The sequence below is a fragment of the Actomonas spartinae genome, assembly GCF_051209155.1.
In the GTDB taxonomy this organism is placed as follows: Bacteria; Verrucomicrobiota; Verrucomicrobiia; order Opitutales; family Opitutaceae; genus Actomonas.
The window spans coordinates 122,721-140,850 of sequence record NZ_JBPJGB010000002.1; the positions used below are offsets into that span (position 1 = coordinate 122,721).

At 64.1% G+C, this 18,130-nt stretch carries 16 protein-coding genes; 8 read left to right on the plus strand and 8 right to left on the minus strand.

Features of this window, described 5'->3' with window-relative positions; translation table 11 throughout:
* Window positions 1-158: 158 nt before the first annotated feature.
* Window positions 159-1,232, plus strand: a complete 1,074-nt coding sequence (locus AC0MRV_RS08565; RefSeq protein ID WP_472764041.1) for a LacI family DNA-binding transcriptional regulator — start codon at window positions 159-161, stop codon at window positions 1,230-1,232.
* A gap of 172 nt (window positions 1,233-1,404) precedes the next feature.
* Here the strand turns inward: AC0MRV_RS08565 and AC0MRV_RS08570 are convergent, their stop codons facing one another.
* On the minus strand, window positions 1,405-2,790 hold the full coding sequence (locus AC0MRV_RS08570) for an MFS transporter (RefSeq protein ID WP_472764042.1): 1,386 nt from the start codon (window positions 2,788-2,790) through the stop codon (window positions 1,405-1,407).
* A 168-nt stretch (window positions 2,791-2,958) separates the two neighbouring features.
* Here AC0MRV_RS08570 and AC0MRV_RS08575 point away from each other — a divergent pair, with 168 nt between their 5' ends.
* On the plus strand, window positions 2,959-3,837 hold the full coding sequence (locus AC0MRV_RS08575; protein WP_472764043.1) for a nucleotidyltransferase family protein: 879 nt from the start codon (window positions 2,959-2,961) through the stop codon (window positions 3,835-3,837).
* A gap of 120 nt (window positions 3,838-3,957) precedes the next feature.
* Window positions 3,958-6,612, plus strand: a complete 2,655-nt coding sequence (locus AC0MRV_RS08580) for an ATP-binding protein (protein WP_472764044.1) — start codon at window positions 3,958-3,960, stop codon at window positions 6,610-6,612.
* A 6-nt stretch (window positions 6,613-6,618) separates the two neighbouring features.
* Here the strand turns inward: AC0MRV_RS08580 and AC0MRV_RS08585 are convergent, their stop codons facing one another.
* The 4 genes from AC0MRV_RS08585 to AC0MRV_RS08600 form a co-directional block, all read right to left on the minus strand.
* Entirely contained in the window at window positions 6,619-7,296 is a 678-nt protein-coding gene (locus AC0MRV_RS08585; RefSeq protein WP_472764045.1) for a peroxiredoxin-like family protein, read from the minus strand.
* 14 nt (window positions 7,297-7,310) lie between these two features.
* Entirely contained in the window at window positions 7,311-7,568 is a 258-nt protein-coding gene (locus tag AC0MRV_RS08590; RefSeq protein ID WP_472764046.1) for a glutaredoxin family protein, read from the minus strand.
* Between the two features lie 33 nt (window positions 7,569-7,601).
* Window positions 7,602-8,180: an acyloxyacyl hydrolase gene (locus tag AC0MRV_RS08595; RefSeq protein WP_472764047.1), complete on the minus strand. Its 579-nt coding sequence runs from the start codon at window positions 8,178-8,180 to the stop codon at window positions 7,602-7,604.
* A 120-nt stretch (window positions 8,181-8,300) separates the two neighbouring features.
* Window positions 8,301-8,876 (minus strand): carboxymuconolactone decarboxylase family protein, encoded by a 576-nt coding sequence (locus AC0MRV_RS08600; RefSeq protein WP_472764049.1) that lies wholly within the window; start codon window positions 8,874-8,876, stop codon window positions 8,301-8,303.
* A 148-nt stretch (window positions 8,877-9,024) separates the two neighbouring features.
* On the opposite strand from AC0MRV_RS08600, the gene AC0MRV_RS08605 reads away from it, so the two are divergent.
* Window positions 9,025-9,969 (plus strand): LysR family transcriptional regulator, encoded by a 945-nt coding sequence (locus AC0MRV_RS08605; RefSeq protein WP_472764050.1) that lies wholly within the window; start codon window positions 9,025-9,027, stop codon window positions 9,967-9,969.
* Window positions 9,970-9,975: 6 nt separating this feature from the next.
* On the opposite strand, the gene AC0MRV_RS08610 is transcribed toward AC0MRV_RS08605, so the two are convergent.
* On the minus strand, window positions 9,976-10,533 hold the full coding sequence (locus AC0MRV_RS08610) for a hypothetical protein (RefSeq protein ID WP_472764051.1): 558 nt from the start codon (window positions 10,531-10,533) through the stop codon (window positions 9,976-9,978).
* Between the two features lie 130 nt (window positions 10,534-10,663).
* Between AC0MRV_RS08610 and AC0MRV_RS08615 the strand changes: the two genes are divergently transcribed.
* A complete protein-coding gene (locus AC0MRV_RS08615) occupies window positions 10,664-11,947 on the plus strand; it encodes a dicarboxylate/amino acid:cation symporter (RefSeq protein WP_472764052.1) in 1,284 nt (427 codons plus the stop codon).
* Window positions 11,948-12,022: 75 nt separating this feature from the next.
* Window positions 12,023-13,378 (plus strand): hemolysin family protein, encoded by a 1,356-nt coding sequence (locus AC0MRV_RS08620; protein ID WP_472764053.1) that lies wholly within the window; start codon window positions 12,023-12,025, stop codon window positions 13,376-13,378.
* Between the two features lie 140 nt (window positions 13,379-13,518).
* Here AC0MRV_RS08620 and AC0MRV_RS08625 read toward each other — a convergent pair whose 3' ends face one another.
* Complete coding sequence (locus AC0MRV_RS08625; protein WP_472764054.1) at window positions 13,519-14,571, minus strand: SMP-30/gluconolactonase/LRE family protein; 1,053 nt, start codon at window positions 14,569-14,571, stop codon at window positions 13,519-13,521.
* A 287-nt stretch (window positions 14,572-14,858) separates the two neighbouring features.
* On the opposite strand from AC0MRV_RS08625, the gene AC0MRV_RS08630 reads away from it, so the two are divergent.
* Window positions 14,859-15,791 carry a hypothetical protein gene (locus tag AC0MRV_RS08630; RefSeq protein WP_472764055.1) on the plus strand — a complete coding sequence of 311 codons (933 nt, stop codon included), beginning with the start codon at window positions 14,859-14,861 and terminating at the stop codon, window positions 15,789-15,791.
* 108 nt (window positions 15,792-15,899) lie between these two features.
* Here AC0MRV_RS08630 and AC0MRV_RS08635 read toward each other — a convergent pair whose 3' ends face one another.
* Complete coding sequence (locus AC0MRV_RS08635) at window positions 15,900-16,886, minus strand: DNA/RNA non-specific endonuclease (protein ID WP_472764056.1); 987 nt, start codon at window positions 16,884-16,886, stop codon at window positions 15,900-15,902.
* A gap of 99 nt (window positions 16,887-16,985) precedes the next feature.
* Here AC0MRV_RS08635 and AC0MRV_RS08640 point away from each other — a divergent pair, with 99 nt between their 5' ends.
* The gene (locus tag AC0MRV_RS08640; RefSeq protein ID WP_472764057.1) at window positions 16,986-18,104 is read left to right on the plus strand and encodes a hypothetical protein; all 1,119 of its coding nucleotides are present in this window, start codon (window positions 16,986-16,988) and stop codon (window positions 18,102-18,104) included.
* Window positions 18,105-18,130 lie beyond the last annotated feature (26 nt).

Consider the following 18,130-nt stretch of genomic DNA (forward strand, 5'->3'; position numbering starts at 1 on the left):
ACGATGAAAACGAAACCCCCGCCCTCGAGGCAAGCGCAATTGATGCATAAAATTGCATAAAAGATTGCATTGTGATTGCGTGCAACAGCGCTCAATCTGCCGAGTCGGTCCGGCGCCTGCGGCGCGTGGGCCGGTTTCCTGCTTTCAACACATCGCCCATGGCCAAAATCAACCAGCAACTTATCGCCAAGGAACTGGGAATCTCGCGTGCGACGGTTTCGCGTTGTTTCACCAATCACCCCGGCATCAATCCGAAGACGCGCGCCAAGGTCTTCGCTTTGGCCTCGCGCATGGGCTACACCCACGCCGAGAAGCGCGAGCCGGCGGTGCACCAACGCGGGCGGACCGCCCTGGCATTTGGCGTGTTGGTGTGTGTGGACATGCCGAACTTTGATCGCACCGGCTACGCCAACCCGGGGCAGGAGCTGCTCAATGGCCTTTCGGAGGTGGCGCGGGTGCAGAACGTGCGGCTCGACCTGCACTTCGTGCGCCCCGAGGACCTGCACATCGATGGTCCGTCCTACGAGAAGATCGTCTCGGAAGGTCGCAAACTGTGGGATGGCGTTGTGCTCATTTACCCGTTCCCGCAGAGCATCGTCGATGAGCTGAAGGCCACGTTCCCGGTGGTTTCACTGGTGGAGCAATACGGCCGCACCCCGCTCGATTGTGTGGATGTGGATCATCACCGCGGCATCGAGCGTTTGGTCGAGCATCTCTCGGCGCAGGGACACGAGCGGATCGGTTTCTTCACCTGGCGTTATCCGGTCGAGGCGAGTTGGGCGCTGCGGCGCTACGGCGCCTTTGTGGAGATGATGACCGCGCGCGGCCTGGAGATCGATCCGGCCGACACGATCAATGTGAGCCCCCGCGAAGTGCTGGAGCTCCCCGCTGCCCATGCCCGGGTGCGAGAGCGGATCAAGGCCGGCACGACCGCCTGGATCTGCGCGGCGGATCACCAGGCCTTTGACCTGCTCCTCGATTTGCGCGAAGCGGGCGTCAAGGTGCCGGAGGATGTGTCGGTCGTGGGCTTCGACGGTCTCGCGCCGCCTCGCGGCGCGCCGCGGCTCACGACGGTGGAGATCCCCTTTCACCAGATCGGGGTGACGGGCGGCAAGCGGCTGCTCGACCTCATCCAAAAGCGTTTCGATTCGGAGCAGCACATCCTGCTCAACTGCGACCTGCGCAAAGGCGAAACCGCGGCCAGACCGAAAAAGGCGAAGGCCAAGCGCTGAGTTTTTTCTTACCGGAGGAAACAGAGAGGAAAAGAGCCGTCAGCCTGGAACGTTTTACAGGAGGTAACGAAGAGAACAAAGGTAAGGTTCCAAGCCCTTCGTTCTCTTCGTTACCTTCTGTGAAATCACTGCGGCGGAGTGGCTCTGTTGCCCTCTGTTCTCTCCTGTAAACCTAGCCCTGCTGGGCGTCGGCCTGCGCGGCGAGGTCGCGTTCCATCTCCTGCACGTCGGCTTCCCGCAGCGGGTAGAACCAGATCACCACCACGCTGGCGGCGGCGAAGGCGGCCGGAATGAAAGTGAAGAGCAGGCGGATGCCGAACAGGCTGTCCGGCGTCTGGTCGGTGTTGGCCGTGAAGCCGTAGGCCGTGAGCACGACGCCGGGAATGAAGGAACCGAGCGCGAGGCCCATCTTTTGGGCGAATTGGATCGAAGAGAAGGTGAGGGCGGTCATGCGCCGACCGAGCTTCCACATGTTGTAGTCGGCCGCTTCGGCAAACATCGCCCAGACCAGCGCGGGCGTCGGGCCGACGAGGAAGGTGGAGATCACGTTGATCCACACCATGAGGTTGGCTGCGTCGGGCGGCACGAAGAACAGGGCTGCGACGCCGATCGCATTGCCGAGCGACAACCAGATCATGAGTTCGCGTTTACCGGCGAGTTTGGCAAACCACGGGGTGCAGGCGACGCCGGCGATCATGGCGATCGTGCCGGTGGTCATGAACACGGTGGTGAGGTCGGCGCCGAAAAGATACGGCGCGCCGGTATCCTGCACGACGTATTTAAAAAAGTGCACCGTGACCGCCCCCTTCACCGCGACGTTGGCGAGGATGAGGATGCCGGAGATCGACATCACTTTCCACGGGGTGTTGCGCAGCAGGAGACGCAGTTCGGCCTTCAAGTCGGACTGCTGGGTGACCGGGGGCTGGACGCGTTCGCGGGTGGTATAGAAGGTCAGGAGGAACAGTCCCACCGCCACGACCGCGAAGATGGCCATGGTGACCTGAAATCCGGCGGCCTCATTGCCCTCGCCAAAGTGAGCGATCAGGGGCCGCGCCAACGCGACAATGAGCAACTGTCCGGCAAAGGCGCAGACGAAGCGGTAGGTCGACAGCGAGGTGCGTTGGACCGACGACGGTGAAATCACCCCCAGGAGCGCCGAATAAGGAATGTTGATCGCGGTGTAGATGAGCATCATCGCGATGTAGGTGATGTAGGCGTAGGTCAGTTTGCCGGAGGCGCTGAGATCGGGGCCGGCGAAAAGCAGGTAACCGCAAATGCCAAACGGGATCGCCATCCACAGGAGGTAGGGCCGGTATTTGCCCCAGCGGGTGGTGGTGCGGTCGGCCATCGCGCCCATGAGCGGGTCGCTGACGGCATCGAACACCCGCGCCACCAGCGAGAGCGTGCCCACCGCGGCGGCGGTCAAACCGAAGACGTCCGTATAGTAGTAGAACAGGAAGACGTTGACGGTGTGGAAGACGAAGTTCGACGCCGTGTCGCCGAGACCGTAACCGACTTTTTCGCGGACAGAAAGGTGCGGGGATGCTGGGGAAGCCATGGGGTAGGGGTTGGGCCAACGTGCGTGCAGAAAGGACCCCGCGCAACAGGAATTGCATAAAATTACATTGTTGGCGGCGATTGGCGATAAGGAGGCCCATTTAGTGCGAAACTCGCGAGCGGATTTTGGCTTGGAGTTCGGCTGGCGGGTCTGTCTGCATCGCGCGCGATGGCCTCACCAACGCTGCTCGTTCTCGCCGCCGGCATGGGATCCCGCTACGGCGGGCTCAAGCAACTCGACCCGGTCGGACCGGCGGGCGAGACGATCCTGGATTACGCGGTGTTCGATGCCCGGCGGGCGGGTTTCGATCGGGTGGTGTTTGTGATCCGGCGCGATTTTGAAAGCGCCTTTCGCGAGCAAATCGGCGCGAAATATGCGGGGCGTATCCGGGTCGACTACGCGTTTCAGGCGCTGGACATGCTACCGGCTGGCCAGGCCGTGCCGGAGGGGCGCGAGAAGCCCTGGGGCACCGGCCACGCCGTGTGGTGCGCCCGCGCGGTGGTGGGCGACGCGGTGCCGTTTGCGGTGATCAATGCCGACGATTTTCTGGGCCGCGATGCCTTTGCCCAGCTGGCGCGGTTCGCGGCGGCGCCGGATGCGGATCATGCGATGGTCGGCTATCGGCTGGCCAACACCTTGTCGGAACAGGGCGCGGTGTCGCGTGGGGTTTGCCAAGTGGATACAGCCGGCCTGCTGACCGAAGTCGTCGAGCACACCGGCATCCGCGCGGCCGATGTTGGGGCTGGCCGGACCTTCACCGGCGAAGAGATGGTTTCGATGAACTGCTGGCTGTTTCAGCCGACGTTCTGGGCGGCCTTGGATCGGCAATGGCGGGCGTTTGTTGCCGGGCGTCTCACGGAGCCCAAGGCGGAGTTTTATCTGCCGGCATCGGTCTCAGCGGAGATATCTTCGCGGGCGCTCTCGGTGCGCGTGCGCCCGACGACAGCGAGTTGGTTTGGCGTGACCTACCGCGAGGATAAGCCGCGGGTGGAAGCTTTGCTCCGCGACTTGGTCGCCGCCGGCGAATACCCGTCACCGCTGTTCTGATCCCAGAACGTCGGGCACCTCACCCGGGGGCTTTCCCTTATCGCGGTGATCTTGCGTTAACCATGTCCGCGATGCAGTTTGCCGCACCGGCCGCCCTAGAATCCCCCGCTCGTCTAAGGCATGAAGCTTTCTTCCCCCCGAAGTCTTTCCCTCCTCGCGGCTAGTTTGCTGCTGTGCGTCATCGGCGCCGTTACGATCTATCTTCAAGCTGCCCGGCAACTTGAGCAAATCGAGCTGCACCGGGTAAGCGCTCAGGTGGCTCAGGAATCGGAAGCGCTGTTGCGTTTGGCAGAAATCGCGAGCTACCAGGTGGAGGCCGCGCGCGACTCGGCTACGGTGCGGCGTTTGGCCGAAGCGGACAATGCGGCGGAACGCGCCCGTTTGGCGGAGGATTTTTTGGCGGCGGTGGCGGCCCGACCGGAGTTGCAGCAACTGCGTTTGATCCGAGTGGACGAGGCAGGTCGGGAGTGGGTGCGGGTGGACCGAAACCTGCCGGGTGACCCGCCCCGCGTGGTGCCGGAGGATGAGTTGCAGGCCAAAGGAGGGCGCGACTACGTGCGGCAGGGCAGGCAACTACCGCCGGGCGAAACGCTTGTGACTCCGATCGAACTTAACCGGGAGGGCGGCGACTACGAGCGCCCTATCCGGCCGGTGCTGCGGGCAGTCACGCCGGTGACGCGGGCGGATGAAACGGTGGTCGCCGTGGTGGTGGCCAACGTGGATGTGCGAGCCGCGCTGGCGGCCATGCAAATCGACGAAGATGGACAGGTTCCAGTTTATGTCGTTGATGCGCAGGGGCAGTTCTTGCTGCACCCGGAGGAGACCAAGCGCTATGGCCTCACCGACGTGGCGGGTTGGACGGCTCCGCAGGAGTTCGTCGGGTGGACAGCGTGGTTGCAGCAGGTGGGGCAAGCCTCCTCCGGCGACGTCATTCCCGTGCATGAAGATGCCGATGCGGTGGCGGTGATGTTGCCGCTGATCCATGGGGTGGGACCGCACCGGCAAACGCTGGCCTACGTGGTCGCCCGGGTGCCCACCGCCACCTTGCAGGTGCTCTCCAGCGCGACCCAGGGCGGCGTGTTGACCTTTGCGGTCGTCCTGGTGGTTGGCCTGCTGCTGGTGGCCGGCCTGCTCTGGCGGGCGGTGCAGCGTCCGTTGGAAGCGATCATCGGAGCGGTGGAAGCGCACGAGCCGGATTCGCCGCTGCGGATTCCGGTGAAACGGGCCTCGCAATTCTCGGGCCTGGCCCGCGCCATCGAATCGTTGGCGGCCTCCGCGGCGGAGCGGAAGATGGACTTGGAACAAGAGGTGGCGGAGCGCAGGCGGTTGCACGAGATGATGGAACGCATCGTCGAAGCCCTGCCGGACGCGCTGCTCGTCGTCGACGCGGAGGGGAAGGTGAGTTTTGCGACCGCGCGGGCCTTGCAGCTTTGCGACCGGACGGCGTCGGCCGTGCTGGGGTCGCCGTCGCCCTTTGTGTTCAAGATCGGCGAGGTCATCGAATCGAGTCGAGTGCCGGAAGGCAGTCGCAAGCTCTGCAGCCTGGAAAAGCGCGCGGTGCCGGTGCGCTGGCTGGGCGAGGAAGCCACCCTGGTGCTGGTGCGCGACGTCACCGAACAGCGCGAGTTGGTCAACCAATTGAATCAGGCGCAAAAGATGGAGGCGGTGGGACAACTGGCCGGCGGCATTTCCCACGACTTCGCCAATCTGCTTTCCATCATGACCATGAGCACCGAAATGATGCAGCTTGAGGGCTGCATCGAGAGTGACGCGGGCCGCGAGTTGTTGCGAGACCTGCGGACCGCCGTGCGACGGGCGAGCGGATTGACCAAGCGACTGTTGGCTTTCAGCCACAAGTCGGACGACGATCCGGAACCGCTCAACCTTTCCGATGTGGTCGCCGAGATCATGAAGATGCTGCGGCGGCTGCTGCCGGCTGACGTGCAGGTGACGCTGAGCATGGAGCCGGAGTTGTATCCAGTCTTTATGGACAGGGTGCAGCTCGAGCAGGTGATTGTGAACCTGGTGGTCAACGCCCGGGACGCGATGCTCGAAGGTGGCGAAGTGGTGGTCGCCACGCAGAACATCACCTTTGAAGAAAGTTATCAGGACTCCACCTCGCGCATTCCGGCGGGCGAATACGCGGTCGTGGCGGTGACCGACAACGGGAGCGGAATGACGGCCGAGGTGCGGGAGCGGATTTTTGAGCCCTTTTTCACCACCAAGGGCGCGGGCAGCGGGACCGGACTGGGGTTGGCCAACGTGTATGGCATCGTGCAGCGCGCCGGTGGAGTCATCGCCGTCTACAGCGAAGTGGATGTCGGCACCACTTTCCGGTGCTACCTGCCCCGGTATCACCTCGACCTCGCAAGCTTGACGGAGGTGGCCCAAACGGAATCCTTGGTGTGCGGGACCGGGCGAATCCTTTTGGTCGAGGACGACCCGCATATTCGTGCGCTGGTGGCCCGCTCACTGGAACAGGCGGGCTACGAGATCGAATCGACGGCCAACGGTTGCGAAGCGATCGAGCGGTTGGAGCGAAACTCCGTTGGCTTCGATTTGGTGGTGACCGATATGATGATGCCCAAAGTCGGGGGCATGGCCCTGCGCACCTTTGTGGCCAAGCACTATCCGGAAACCAAGGTGCTGCTGACCTCGGGCTTTGGCGGCGCCTTCGCCGAGGATGGAGATCACGGATTTGAGAACGTGCCGTTCCTGGCGAAACCGTTTTCGCCCTTGGTGCTGACCCGCAAAGTGAAAGAGGTCCTGCGCTAAAGCGATTCAGCGAGAGCGCAACGCGTCGAGCGCGGCGATGATCTCGACGGGGTCGAGGCGTTGGGCCGGATTTTCGTCGATGGCGGCGGTGTGGATCGTGCGATCGGGTGCGATGACGAAGGTCGCGGCGAGGGGCAACTGGGACTCGCCGTCCGGGCCGTTGGCGGATTTCAGATCGATGCCGAACTGGCCGTAGACGCGCCGCACGGCGGCAGGCAGCGGGTAGCTGAGCCCGAAGCGGGTGCTGACCTTCAGGCCGACGTCGCACAACAAAGTGAAGGTGAGCGCCTGTTTGATCTCTTGGGCCAGGGCGGGATCGGGCAACTGCGGTGAGATGGCGAGCAGACGGGCGCCCCGTGCTTCGATTTTTGGCAGGGCCGCTTGGAGTCCGCGCAGGTAGGTTTGGCAAAAACCGCACCAGCCGCCCCGGAAGAACACCAGGACCACCGGACCCTGTTGCAGCAGGCCGTGCAGGCGCACCGCTTCGCCCGCGCAATTGGGCAGGATGAAATCGGGCGCCGCGTCACCGGCTTTGAGGGCGTCGCGAGCGAGTCCGCTGGCGACGAGCGAGCCGATGAGTTGTTCGATGGTGCGCAGTTGCGCCGGCGTCACCGACTTCCGCCAACCGACGGCACACTCCGCGAGTTCGCGGGTGGTGCTGGAGTCGGTGGCGGGTTGAGTCATGGCAATCGGGGGAATCAGGCGAGGGCGGGCACGTCGATGCCGCACGAGACGAGGAAGGGCAGCAATTCGACGGCGCCGAAATCGGACAGGATCTTGCCGTTCCAGTCGAGCACCGGGGCGTAGGTCTGGCCGGAAAGGCGTCGCATGTCGGCGAAGGCCTCGGCGGATTGGGTGACGTTGCGCTCGTCATAAACGACGCGGGCAGCGTCGAGGACCTGGCGGGCTTCGGCACACCAGGGGCAGCCGGTTTTCACGTAGAGGGTGGGAGTCATTTGGATTTCGAATTTTGGAATGGTGATTTTGGATTAGCGCCAGGTGCTGGCAGCGGGCGGCGGTGAAACCTTGGTGCCGGCGAAAAGACGGCGGATCGTGCCGACGGGTCGGCTGTAGACGATGGAGACGGTTTCGGAACCCGGGTTCTGGCGTCCGAGTCCGGCGTTGGAGAGGTGGCCGATGCGCACGCCGAGCCGTTGTTCACGCGGCAGTTCGCGGGTGAGCTCGAGGAAGGAATAGAACTCGAGTTTCAGGCCGAGATCGCGGTTGGGTTCATGTTGGTAGTAGAACGGGCCGGAACCGACGGAGAGGCGCGTGCGCGGGGTGAGAGCGGTGTGATAAACGAATCCGGCGCCGGCGAACCAGGTGCGCGAATCGGTCAGGTTGAGGCTCACCCACGGGTGGATGCCGCGCCAGTTTTGCGCGAGGCGGAGTTCGAGTGCGGCGAGCGGGTCGGCCGGTTCGTCGTCGAGCACGCCGAGGAAACCAAAGCGGGCCACCAGTTCGGCGGAGGGACGGTCGGGCACGGCGGCATGCGCGGTGGCCAGGGAGGCGAGAATGAAGAGCAGGCAGGCGACAAAACGCCGGCGGAAAGAGCGATGCGGATTCATGGCAAACAATGCGTTGAAGGTGCAGGTTGCGATGAAGCGGCGGACCGGATCGGGCCGGACCCGAACCGGCACACCGCGCGGGTTCAATAAACGTTCGCGCGGTGGCCGGGATGGGCGCGATCAGGCAGCGGCTTCAGCGCGGAAGGCAGGGTCGATTTCGACAGGTGACAGGTGCGTGAAGAAGTTGCTGATGGTCTTCTGGGCGACGCCGAGGAGGATCTCCACGGCCTGCTCGCGGGTGTAGCCATGGGCGAGGAAGTCCTCGAGGGCGGCGGCCGAAACGTGTCCGCGGTTGGCCACGATCTCGCGGGTGAGTGTGACGAGCGCGTTCTGTTTCGCATCGGGCAGGGTGGTGCCGGCGCGCACGGCGGCGACGGCGGCGGGATCGGCCTTGAGCATGGCCTTGGCCACGGTGCTGTGGGCCGCGAGGCAGTAGTCGCATTCGTTCACCGCCGAGACGGCGATCAACACGAGCTGCTGCTCGACGGGCGAGAAAGAGGACTGCTCAAACGAGGTGGCGGCGCTCAGGTAGGCCTGGACGCTGGCCGGCACGTTGGCGAGGGCGCCGAGCAGGTTGGGCACGAAGCCAAACTTGCCTTTTACGGCGACGAGCGTGTCGCGAATTTCGGCCGGAGCGTCTTCGATCGAGCGCACCGGAAGTTCGAGGGAGGCGAGGGAATCAATGTTTTGGTTCATCGGGTTTTCTTGAGTGGGTTAAGGTTGGTTTTATTCGCCGCGTCGCGTCGGGCGGTTTGGCGATGGGCCCAGAATAGCCGAATTTGAGAAATCACGGAAATCGTATGATTCGCTTGTAGTAATCGGTTTTACTTATCAATGGTGCGGCATGGAACTGAGGCACCTGCGAACCTTTGCGGCGGTGGCGCGGCACCTGAATTTCACCGCCGCGGCGGCGGAATTGCGGGTGGCGCAGCCGGCGGTGAGTCAGACCATCCGCGACCTCGAGGAGGAGATGGGCGTGCGGCTGCTGCAGCGCACCAAACGGCTCGTGCGCCTGACGGCGGCGGGCGGGGTGTTCCTGCGCGAAGTGCAGCGCTTGTTGACGGCGGCCGATGAAGCGGTGCGCGCGGCGCAACGCGCGGCGCGGGGCGAGGTGGGCAAGGTCGTGCTCGGTTACATGGGGCCGGCGGTGACGCCATTTTTGCCGCGTTTGCTGCGCGTGTTTCGCGAGCGATATCCGGATGTGGAGCTCTGCCTGCACGAGATGATGCCGACGCAGCAACTGGCGGCGTTTGTCGATGGCGAAATCGATGTGGCGTTCACGCGACCGACGGGGCCCGCGGGGGAAAAAATATGGTTGAGCGAAGAGCGGGTTTACACCGATCGCGTGATCGCGGTGTTGCCCGATGACCATCGCTTGGCTCGCCGTCGCGGCAAAACGCTGCCGGTGAAGCAGCTCGGGGCGGAGCCTTTGGTGGTTTACGAGCGAGCGGGGGCGCCCGGGCTGTTTGACACCATCATGGCCCTGTGTCGGACGGCAGGAATCGCGCCGCGGATCGAGCATGAGCCGGACCTCATGACGACGGTGCTTACGCTGGTGGCGGGTGGGGCGGGCATCGGCTTGGTGCCGGGATGCGTGGCCTGCCGCTTTGCGCCTGGCGTGGTGTTTCGCGAAGTGAGTCCGGCTTCGGACGAGGTGCCGTTGGTGATGGCGTGGCCGCGCGACAATGAGTCTCCGGCCTTGGGGGCGTTTTTGGATGTGGTGCGGGAGCTCGGTCCGGAGATCCGGGCGCAGATGGAGTGCGCCGCGCACTTGGGGCGAAGGGCCTGAGCCGCCTTACAACACGAGTTTCAAGGTTTGCGCCTCGTCGGCCTCGTTGGTGCGGAGGCGCACGATGACCTCGATCTCGTCGATGGGCGCGGGGTAGGAGGCGCGCATGGGTTCGAGGGCCTGAATCTGACCGGGCTCGAGGGTGAAGATCTCGGGCACCGGCACGAAGTTGCCCAGGACGCAGCGCACCTCGGCCACGCGCAGGCGCAGCGATTGATCGCCGAGGTTGCGCACGGTGACGGTGAGAGACTGGCGGGGCGGACCCCCGGTGGCGTTGCGGGAGCCAGGTCCGGCGTAGGCGCGGGGGCGGCGGTCGGTGAGCGGTTCCTCATCGATCGCCACCGGCGAGCCCCCAAGGCGCTGCGGGGGCAGCGCATCCACCAGGCGGAAGGGGCCGAGCTCGGCCACGACGCGCACTTGATCGTTGAGGTAGGTGCCGCTGCCGGTAATGACCGGCTGGGGGCCTGGCGGCGTCGGTTTGGGCGGCGATCCGCACCCACCGACGATGAGCAAAACGATCATCGCGGAACACAGGTTGAGGAGTGTTCGCGGGCGGCGGGTCATGAAGCGGAGAGGACTGAGACGACCGCAGGGTGCAAGTGTTTCGTGGCCAAGCGCAAAAAGTTGGGCGGGCCGCCGTTTGCGGGGGAACGTTGACGGTGCGGGGGTGGTCGGCGATGGTGCCCGCCTCCCCATGATTGCCGCGCTCTTTTCCCAACGATTCCTCACCCGCAACATTCTGATCGCGATGGCGCTGGGCATTGTCCTGGGGTCGGTGCTCAACACCGCGGGTGTCACGGCGGACGAGCCCGGGTTTCTGGCCGGCACCTTCTTCCCGCTGATCGGCAGCATCTTCGTGCGGCTGCTGCAGATGTTGGTCGTGCCGCTCGTCCTGTTCTCGCTCATGACGGGCACGGCGGCGCTCGACGATGTGCGCAAGCTCGGTCGCATCGGCATCAAGACGCTGGCCTTCTACCTGACGACGACCGCGGTCGCGATCGCGATCGCCATCGGCCTCGCGGTGGTGGTGCAGCCGGGCGCGGGCTTTGAGCTCAACTACGACAGCAGCTTCGCGGTGTCGGCGAGTCCGCCGTTGAGCGAGGTCTTGCTGAACATCTTCCCGAAGAACCCGATCCAGTCCATGGCCGAGGGCAACATGCTCCAAGTGATCGTGTTCGCGATCCTCTTCGGCATCGCGATGTGCCTCGCGGGCGAGCCGGGCAAACGGGTTCTGGCGATCGCCACCGACCTCAACGAGATCGTGATGAAGCTGGTCATGATCCTCATGCTCTTCGCGCCCTTCGGCGTGTTCGCCTTGGTGGCGAAGACCTTTTCGCTCGAGGGCTTCGCGGCGATTCAGGCGCTGGGGAAATACTTCCTCTTGGTGGTCGTCGCGCTGCTCATCCACGCCTTCGTGACCTACGGGGCGATCCTCAAGACCTTCACCGGCCTGAAGGTCATCACATTTTTTAAAATGATGCGGCGGGTGCAGCTTTTCGCCTTCTCCACCGCGAGCAGCAACGCGACCCTGCCGGTGAGCTTGGAGAACGCGGAGCACAATCTGGGCGTGAAGCCGTCCATTGCCTCGTTTACGATTCCGCTCGGCGCGACGGTCAACATGGACGGCACCGCCATCATGCAGGGCGTGGCCACGGTGTTCATCTCGCAGGCCCTTGGTATCGACATCGGCATTCAGGGTTACCTCATGGTCATCCTCACCGCCACGCTTGCTTCAATCGGCACGGCCGGGGTGCCGGGCGTGGGCCTCATCATGCTGGCGATGGTGTTTCAACAAGTGGGTCTGCCGGTCGCCGCCATCGGTGTGATCTATGGTGTCGATCGCCTGTTGGACATGGCGCGCACGGCGGTGAATGTGACGGGAGACGCGGTGGTTTCGGTCATCGTGGCCAAGAGCGAAGGCGAGTTTGACCAGGCGGTTTACGACGCCGATGAGCCCGAGTGGAAGCACGGGACATGAAAATTCCGCACGTGGCACGACCACGAAACGGTTTGCGCCGGGACGCGATATGCGCGTAGGTCCGGCCCCAAGTAGATGAACTCCATTTCCAACGAGCTGTTGATCCTGCTGCTGTTGCTGTTGATCAACGGCATCTTCGCCATGGCGGAGGTCGCGCTGATTTCGGCGCGCAAATCCCGCCTACGGGAACTGGCCGAGGACGGCGACAAACGGGCCGATCAGGCTCTCGCCGAGGCCTCGAACCCGTCGCGCTTCCTCTCCACCGTGCAGGTAGGCATCACCATGGTCGCGGTGCTGGCGGGTGCCTTTGGTGGCGGAGCGCTGACCACGCGCCTGGAGATGGTGCTGGGCGGCTTCGAGCCAATCGCGGAGTTCGCTCACTCGATCGCCCTCGGCATCGTCGTTGTGATCATCACCCTCGCTTCGGTCGTGCTCGGCGAACTCGTGCCGAAACGCATCGCGTTGATGAAGCCCGAGGCGCTCGCGCTGATGTTGGTCGGTCCGATCCGCCGCTTGTCGGGCGTCGTGGCGCCGGCGGTCAATCTGCTCACTTGGCTGAGCGAACTGGCGCTGCGGCCCTTCGGGTTGCACCGCGCGCCCAAGGAGGCGCCGGTGACCGAAGAAGAGGTCAACATCATGGTCGAGCAGGGCATGGCCGAAGGCGTCTTCAACGAGAGCGAGCGCGACATGGTCGCGGGCGTGCTCGAGCTCGACGAGATGCCGGTCACCTACCTGATGACGCCGCGGCCCAAGCTGGTGTTTCTCGATCTCGCCGAGCCCGACGAAACGAATTGGCGCAAGGTCGTGGCCAGCGGTCACTCCCACTTTCCGGTCGTGCAAGGTAACCGCGAGCAGGTCGTCGGCATGGTCTCGGTCAAGGCGATCTGGGCCAACAACGCGTTCGGCGTGCCGACGCAGCTCCGCCACCTGCTGACGGCGCCGCTCACGGTGCCGGAAACCATGGCGGCGAGCGCCTTGCTCGAGCAGTTCAAGTTGTCGGGCAAACATATCGCGCTGGTCGCGGATGAGTTTGGCTCGGTCGCGGGCATCGTTTCACTCTACGACGTGCTCGAGGCCATCGTGGGCGACATCCCCGATTCCGGTCGCCGCGATGAACCCGAGGCCAAGCAACGCTCCGACGGTTCGTGGTTGGTCGATGCGACCTATGATATCGACGAACTCAAGGAAATCACCGGCATCGACGAATTCCCGCACGAGGAGGAAGCGGAATATCAGACGGCCGGTGGCTTTGTGATGACGCACTTTGGCCGCATCCCGACGACGGGCGAAGCCTTTGAGCACGACGGCTGGCGTTTTGAGGTGGTCGACATGGACCGCCACAAGATCGACAAGCTCCTCGTCTCGAAGTTGCCGGAGGCCGAAAAGGGCGACGGCAACGACGAAGACGGCGAAGAGCAGGTGGCGGGGTAGAAACCGTCCGCCCGGCGGCAACCGGATCTTAAGTCTTTCTCTTTATCTTTCTCCCCGTGGAGCGGATGGGTTTCAGCCCGCGGGGGGAAAGCGAAAGATAAAGAGGAAGGAGAATGATGGAGGTGCGCCGTTGGCGCGCCTTACCAGCCTCGGCCGAGCCAGGTGGTTTTGACCGGGATGCGGACCAGGGAATCGTCGGCGGTGAGGAACAGGGTCATGCCGTCCTCGCCCCCAAAGGCGACGTTGGCGGTGCCGCGGCCGGTGAGCAGCGAGCCGAGCAGTTTGCCCTGTGGATTGAGGATCACGAGACCGCCAGGGCCCGTGGCCCAGACGTAACCGTCGACGTCGACCTTGAGGCCGTCAAAACCACCGCGGCGGCCTTGGGCGGCGAGGTCCTTGCCGCTGAAGAACACCCGCGGCTCGCCGACCGCGTTGCCGTCGGCATCGAGCGTGATGGCGAAGATGCAGCCTTCGCGAAAGTCGGTGCTGCCGACGTAGAGGGTGCGCTCATCCGGTGAAAGGCCGATACCATTGGGGCGGCTGATCTGGTCGCTGATGAGCTTGAGTTGGCCGCTGGGCAGGAGGCGGTAGACGCCTTGGAAGTCGAGTTCTTTGCCGACGCTTTGATCGGTGAGGCCGTAGGGCGGATCGGTGAAGAACACATCGCCGTTGCGGGCGCGCACGAGGTCGTTGGGGCTGTTGAAGCGTTTGCCGTCCCAACGCCCGGCGAGGGTGGTGAAGGTGCGACCGTCGGCGTTGAGGCGGGCGAGCTGGCGGTTGCCGTGCTGGCAAAGCATGAGTCGGCCCTCGGCGTCGAACGCGAGGCCGTTGGCGCCCTCTTCATAAGGCGCTTCGCTCATGAGGCCCGTGTAACCCGACGGGTGCAGGAAGAGGCGGGTGCCCTGTTCGGCGGTCCAGGCGTAGGCCTTGTTCTCGGGCACGTCGGTGAAGAGGAGGCGGCTGTTGGCGGCGTCCCAGACCGGACCTTCGGCCCATTCGAAGCCGGTGGAGAGCAGCTCCATGTGGGCGTCAGGTGCGAGGCGGGAATCCAGTTCGGCGTCGAGGCGCTCGACCTCGCCGAAGGCCGGATAGGCACCGGGCTCCTCGTTGACGATGTGGGCGGCGACAAACGCGGCGGTGAGGGTGAAGGCCGTGGTGGCGGCGGCGAAGAGGGGCAAGCGGGATGGGGTCATGGGGTGGAAAAATCTTTAGTCTTTCTCTTTATCTTTATCTTTCTCCCCACGGGGCGAGTGGATTCCGGCCGGCGCGGAGAAAGAGAAAGAAGAAAAAATAAAGAGAAAGATCGGGTGAACGCGGCGAGGGACCGGGGCTTGATCGTTAACACGTTGCTCTCTGTTGGGCGCGGTTGTGAACAACGTGTGGACAAGGGTGAAGAACTTGGCGCAAGTTCCGTTTGCTTTGTGCCTCGGGTCGCCCGACGTTATCGGCCTTCCCTCCCGACCATGAGCCGCGACGAAACATGCAAGACCTCTTCACCGGCAAACCCACCTGCATCCAAGGCGGGCGGCTCCCCGACGAAGCAACGTGGCGCGCGCTTCAACACGATCACCGGCGAAGACTGGAAGCGCTCGCTCGCTTCCGCGCGGCTGCGCAGGCAGTCGGCATCGGAACGTATCCGGACGATGACCTCGTCCTCTGGGAACCCGACGAAATAGGTCTGCTGGCGGCGGCGGATCCGCTGTGGGGGGAACTCGACGCGGCGGCGCGGGCCTTTCGCGAAACCTTTCCGCTCATTGAGCTGGAGGACTTCGGGTTTCCGCCCGACGTGGAGGACCTGTTGGGCGAATGCAGTCCGCGCCTGCGACCGATCAGCAGCGGCGTGGAAGCCACGGCCTTTGAGGCGGAGGACCAGTCGATCTACAAGTTTTTCATGCCGCGCGAGGACGGGCACATCGGCGGGACCTTCGAGTTCTTTCGCGAGGACGATGTGGCCCTGCACGCCGAAGCGGCCGACGGCACCTATCAGGCGATGTTGGAGAAGTTCGATCTGATCCTGCGGCTTGGCGGCATGCCGACGGAGGTGATCGGCGTGACCAAACGCGAAGGCGTGCTCGTGACCAAACAGACACTTGGCGGGCTGCTGTCCGAAGGCGCCGACACCTCCGGTGTGCAACCGGCCGGATTGATCGCGTGGCCCTCGCGCTTCCTGCGCGCGCACCGCGACCACCCGCGGCTGTATTTTGTCGACGACCACCCCTGGCTGGTGGCCGACCTGCACAGCAAGAACCTCGTCCGCGCGGCCGATGGCCAGCTGCGTGCGATCGACCTCCTGGCTGCCCCGCTGCCGTTGGACCTGGTCGCCAAGGAACCACTTTTGGCGGACTGGTTGCAGCGCGTGCGCCACGACGCAGACGCCACGGTGCTGCACGCCGTCGACGACGACGAACTGTGAGGCAGGCGAAGGTTTTTAACCACAGATTACACAGATGAGCACGGATGGCTGACGCGCTGAAGAGCCTTTGGATCTGTGGTCTCTGTGTAATCTGTAGTTAGATCAGAATCACCACACGCGGCTGGCGCGTTTGGATTCGAGGGTGGCTTCGGCGTCGTCGGGGAGGGCGGTGAGGAAGTCGAGGCCGGTGCGTTGTTCGATTTCGTCGATGGTGGTGAGGAAGTCGGCGAGGCGGGCGTGATCGGCGGGTTCGGCGGGGAAGAGGAAGGCCTGGGTGCGCACGCGGCCGTCGCTTTCGTCGACCAGGATCATGTAGCACCAGCCGGGAATGGCCGGGCCGGCACGGCCGCTGCCGGCGAGGCGCGCCGGCGGGTCACCGAGCACGGGGCCGCACAGCACCCAGACCTCGCCGAAGCGCGCCGGGTAGGCGGTGGCGATCTGCAGCTCCAGCTGCTTCCAGAGGCCGGCGTTGAGGCTGTGCTTCTGGGGCATGATGTTGCTCATCAGGAAGGTTTCGCGCTGGGCGGGTTCACCGTAGCGCGTGGCGATGGCGTAGTTGGGCGCGAGGTGGCCACGGTCGTATCCGGTTCCTGTATACGCATCGCTGTCGATGCGAGCGACGGTGCGACGGTCGACCTCGAAGCGGTCGGGACGCTCGGCCGGGGTGGGCAGCGGCGAGATGTCGGCGATGCGGTAGGCGGCCCAGCGCGGCACGCCGACGTGGTCGTCATAGCCGACGACGTAGCCGGTGTTGGTGAGCACGCGAGTGACCTGGGCGGGAGCGGCTGCCGGCACGGGCACGCCGGCGTAGAGGTGGGTGCGGTCGCCGGGCGCGGGCGGCGCGCTGACGAAGTCGGGGCTGTAGTAGAGCTGGTAGATGTCCCAGGCGACATCGAGAAACTCGACGCGTTTATTCTCGGCGAAGGCATTGCCCACGAGTTGCCGCACCTCGGTCTGGCGGGTGGGCGGTTGGAGGAAATACCAGATGCCGCCGCCGAGGAGGATGAGGACGTTCAGATAAAGGAACGCCCTGGTGCGGCGGAAGCGGGCCGGAATGGCGGAGGAACGGCGGGAGCTGGATTTGCGGCGAGGCATGAGAGCGCATCGTGAACCGGGGTCAGCGACCCCGGCTACAGCGAAGGTGGTGCAAGGGATTAAAAATCGAGAGTGTTGCGCTGGCGAAGATCGGTCGTCTTGCTGACGCCGACCGGACCGATGATGGAGTTGATGATATTTCCCGCGATCTGGATTTGGGCGATGTTCGCGATCACATGCCACGAAATGGCGCACTGGTTGGTCGGGTGGCTGGTTGGGTTTCGTGGATTAAAGCTCAACGTGGGGCGCGGTCCGATTGCGTGGAAAGGTAAGTTCGGTCACGTCGCGTTAATCCTCCGTTGGCTGCCTTTCGGCGGCTTGTTTTTGGCCACGTGGAGTTCGGCCAAGTGCCTTCGCTGGCGAGGTGTGCTTTTCGCGTTGGCGGGGCCGCTGTGCGACGTGGCCTTGCTGGCGCTGCTTTGGCGTTTGAGGTGGGATTTCGGACGTGGGGCCGTCGAGGACTGGTGGGCTTCGGTTGAAGCCCAGACGGCGATATCGTTCTTGTTGTTCTACCAAGGACTGATGTTGCTGCAGAATCTTTTGCCCTCGGAATACGTCGTGGACGGAGTGAAGCGGAGCAGCGATGGGCGAATGGCGTGGGATTTCCTGTCAGGAAAACTCCATGAAGAATCCGGGCAAACGGGTCAGGTATACGGCGAATCCATTCAGCGGTATGATGGGGAATTCGAGGTGGCGTCCTCGTGGCTACACGATGCGGATGAGGATCTGCGAGTAACCTATCAGGAGGCACTGGAACACCTCGTTGAGGGCGAGCACGCGGCTGCGATCGCGGGGCTCAAGCAGGTGCGGTTGGCGGCTCAGATGAGCAAAGGAGAGGAGGCCGCGTTGTTGGATCAAATGGCTTCGGTGGTCGCCATTCAGGGGCGGCTGGAGTTTCTCGCGGAAGCGCTGGTCTGGGCGCGCGAGGCGGTGGCGCTTTGTCCGGAGGCTCCGACGTTGCGGGGCACGCTGGGCAGCTTGCTGGTCCTCGATGGGCAACATACCGAAGCGCTTCCGTTGCTCCTGCCGCTCACGGCGGAGGAAGCGGAGCCAATTGATCGTGCGATTGCCTACGCTTACCTGGCCTTGGTGTATCAGCACTTCGGTCGCGAGCGCCAAGCTCACGAGGCTTTGCGCACGAGCCTCAACCTGGACGCTTCCCAAGGGGTGGCCGAACGAATTGCCAAACAGCTTTGGCGCGAGCGCGACGGCGGATGACGCGCCTCCCACAAAAAACGCCCCCC

Bases quoted from the DNA above. Each gene is read 5' to 3' on its own strand.
- AC0MRV_RS08565 (WP_472764041.1), top strand. From the start codon at position 159: ATGGCCAAAATCAACCAGCAACTTATCGCCAAGGAACTGGGAATCTCG.
- AC0MRV_RS08570 (WP_472764042.1), bottom strand. From the start codon at position 2,790: ATGGCTTCCCCAGCATCCCCGCACCTTTCTGTCCGCGAAAAAGTCGGT.
- AC0MRV_RS08575 (WP_472764043.1), top strand. From the start codon at position 2,959: ATGGCCTCACCAACGCTGCTCGTTCTCGCCGCCGGCATGGGATCCCGC.
- AC0MRV_RS08580 (WP_472764044.1), top strand. From the start codon at position 3,958: ATGAAGCTTTCTTCCCCCCGAAGTCTTTCCCTCCTCGCGGCTAGTTTG.
- AC0MRV_RS08585 (WP_472764045.1), bottom strand. From the start codon at position 7,296: ATGACTCAACCCGCCACCGACTCCAGCACCACCCGCGAACTCGCGGAG.
- AC0MRV_RS08590 (WP_472764046.1), bottom strand. From the start codon at position 7,568: ATGACTCCCACCCTCTACGTGAAAACCGGCTGCCCCTGGTGTGCCGAA.
- AC0MRV_RS08595 (WP_472764047.1), bottom strand. From the start codon at position 8,180: ATGAATCCGCATCGCTCTTTCCGCCGGCGTTTTGTCGCCTGCCTGCTC.
- AC0MRV_RS08600 (WP_472764049.1), bottom strand. From the start codon at position 8,876: ATGAACCAAAACATTGATTCCCTCGCCTCCCTCGAACTTCCGGTGCGC.
- AC0MRV_RS08605 (WP_472764050.1), top strand. From the start codon at position 9,025: ATGGAACTGAGGCACCTGCGAACCTTTGCGGCGGTGGCGCGGCACCTG.
- AC0MRV_RS08610 (WP_472764051.1), bottom strand. From the start codon at position 10,533: ATGACCCGCCGCCCGCGAACACTCCTCAACCTGTGTTCCGCGATGATC.
- AC0MRV_RS08615 (WP_472764052.1), top strand. From the start codon at position 10,664: ATGATTGCCGCGCTCTTTTCCCAACGATTCCTCACCCGCAACATTCTG.
- AC0MRV_RS08620 (WP_472764053.1), top strand. From the start codon at position 12,023: ATGAACTCCATTTCCAACGAGCTGTTGATCCTGCTGCTGTTGCTGTTG.
- AC0MRV_RS08625 (WP_472764054.1), bottom strand. From the start codon at position 14,571: ATGACCCCATCCCGCTTGCCCCTCTTCGCCGCCGCCACCACGGCCTTC.
- AC0MRV_RS08630 (WP_472764055.1), top strand. From the start codon at position 14,859: ATGCAAGACCTCTTCACCGGCAAACCCACCTGCATCCAAGGCGGGCGG.
- AC0MRV_RS08635 (WP_472764056.1), bottom strand. From the start codon at position 16,886: ATGCCTCGCCGCAAATCCAGCTCCCGCCGTTCCTCCGCCATTCCGGCC.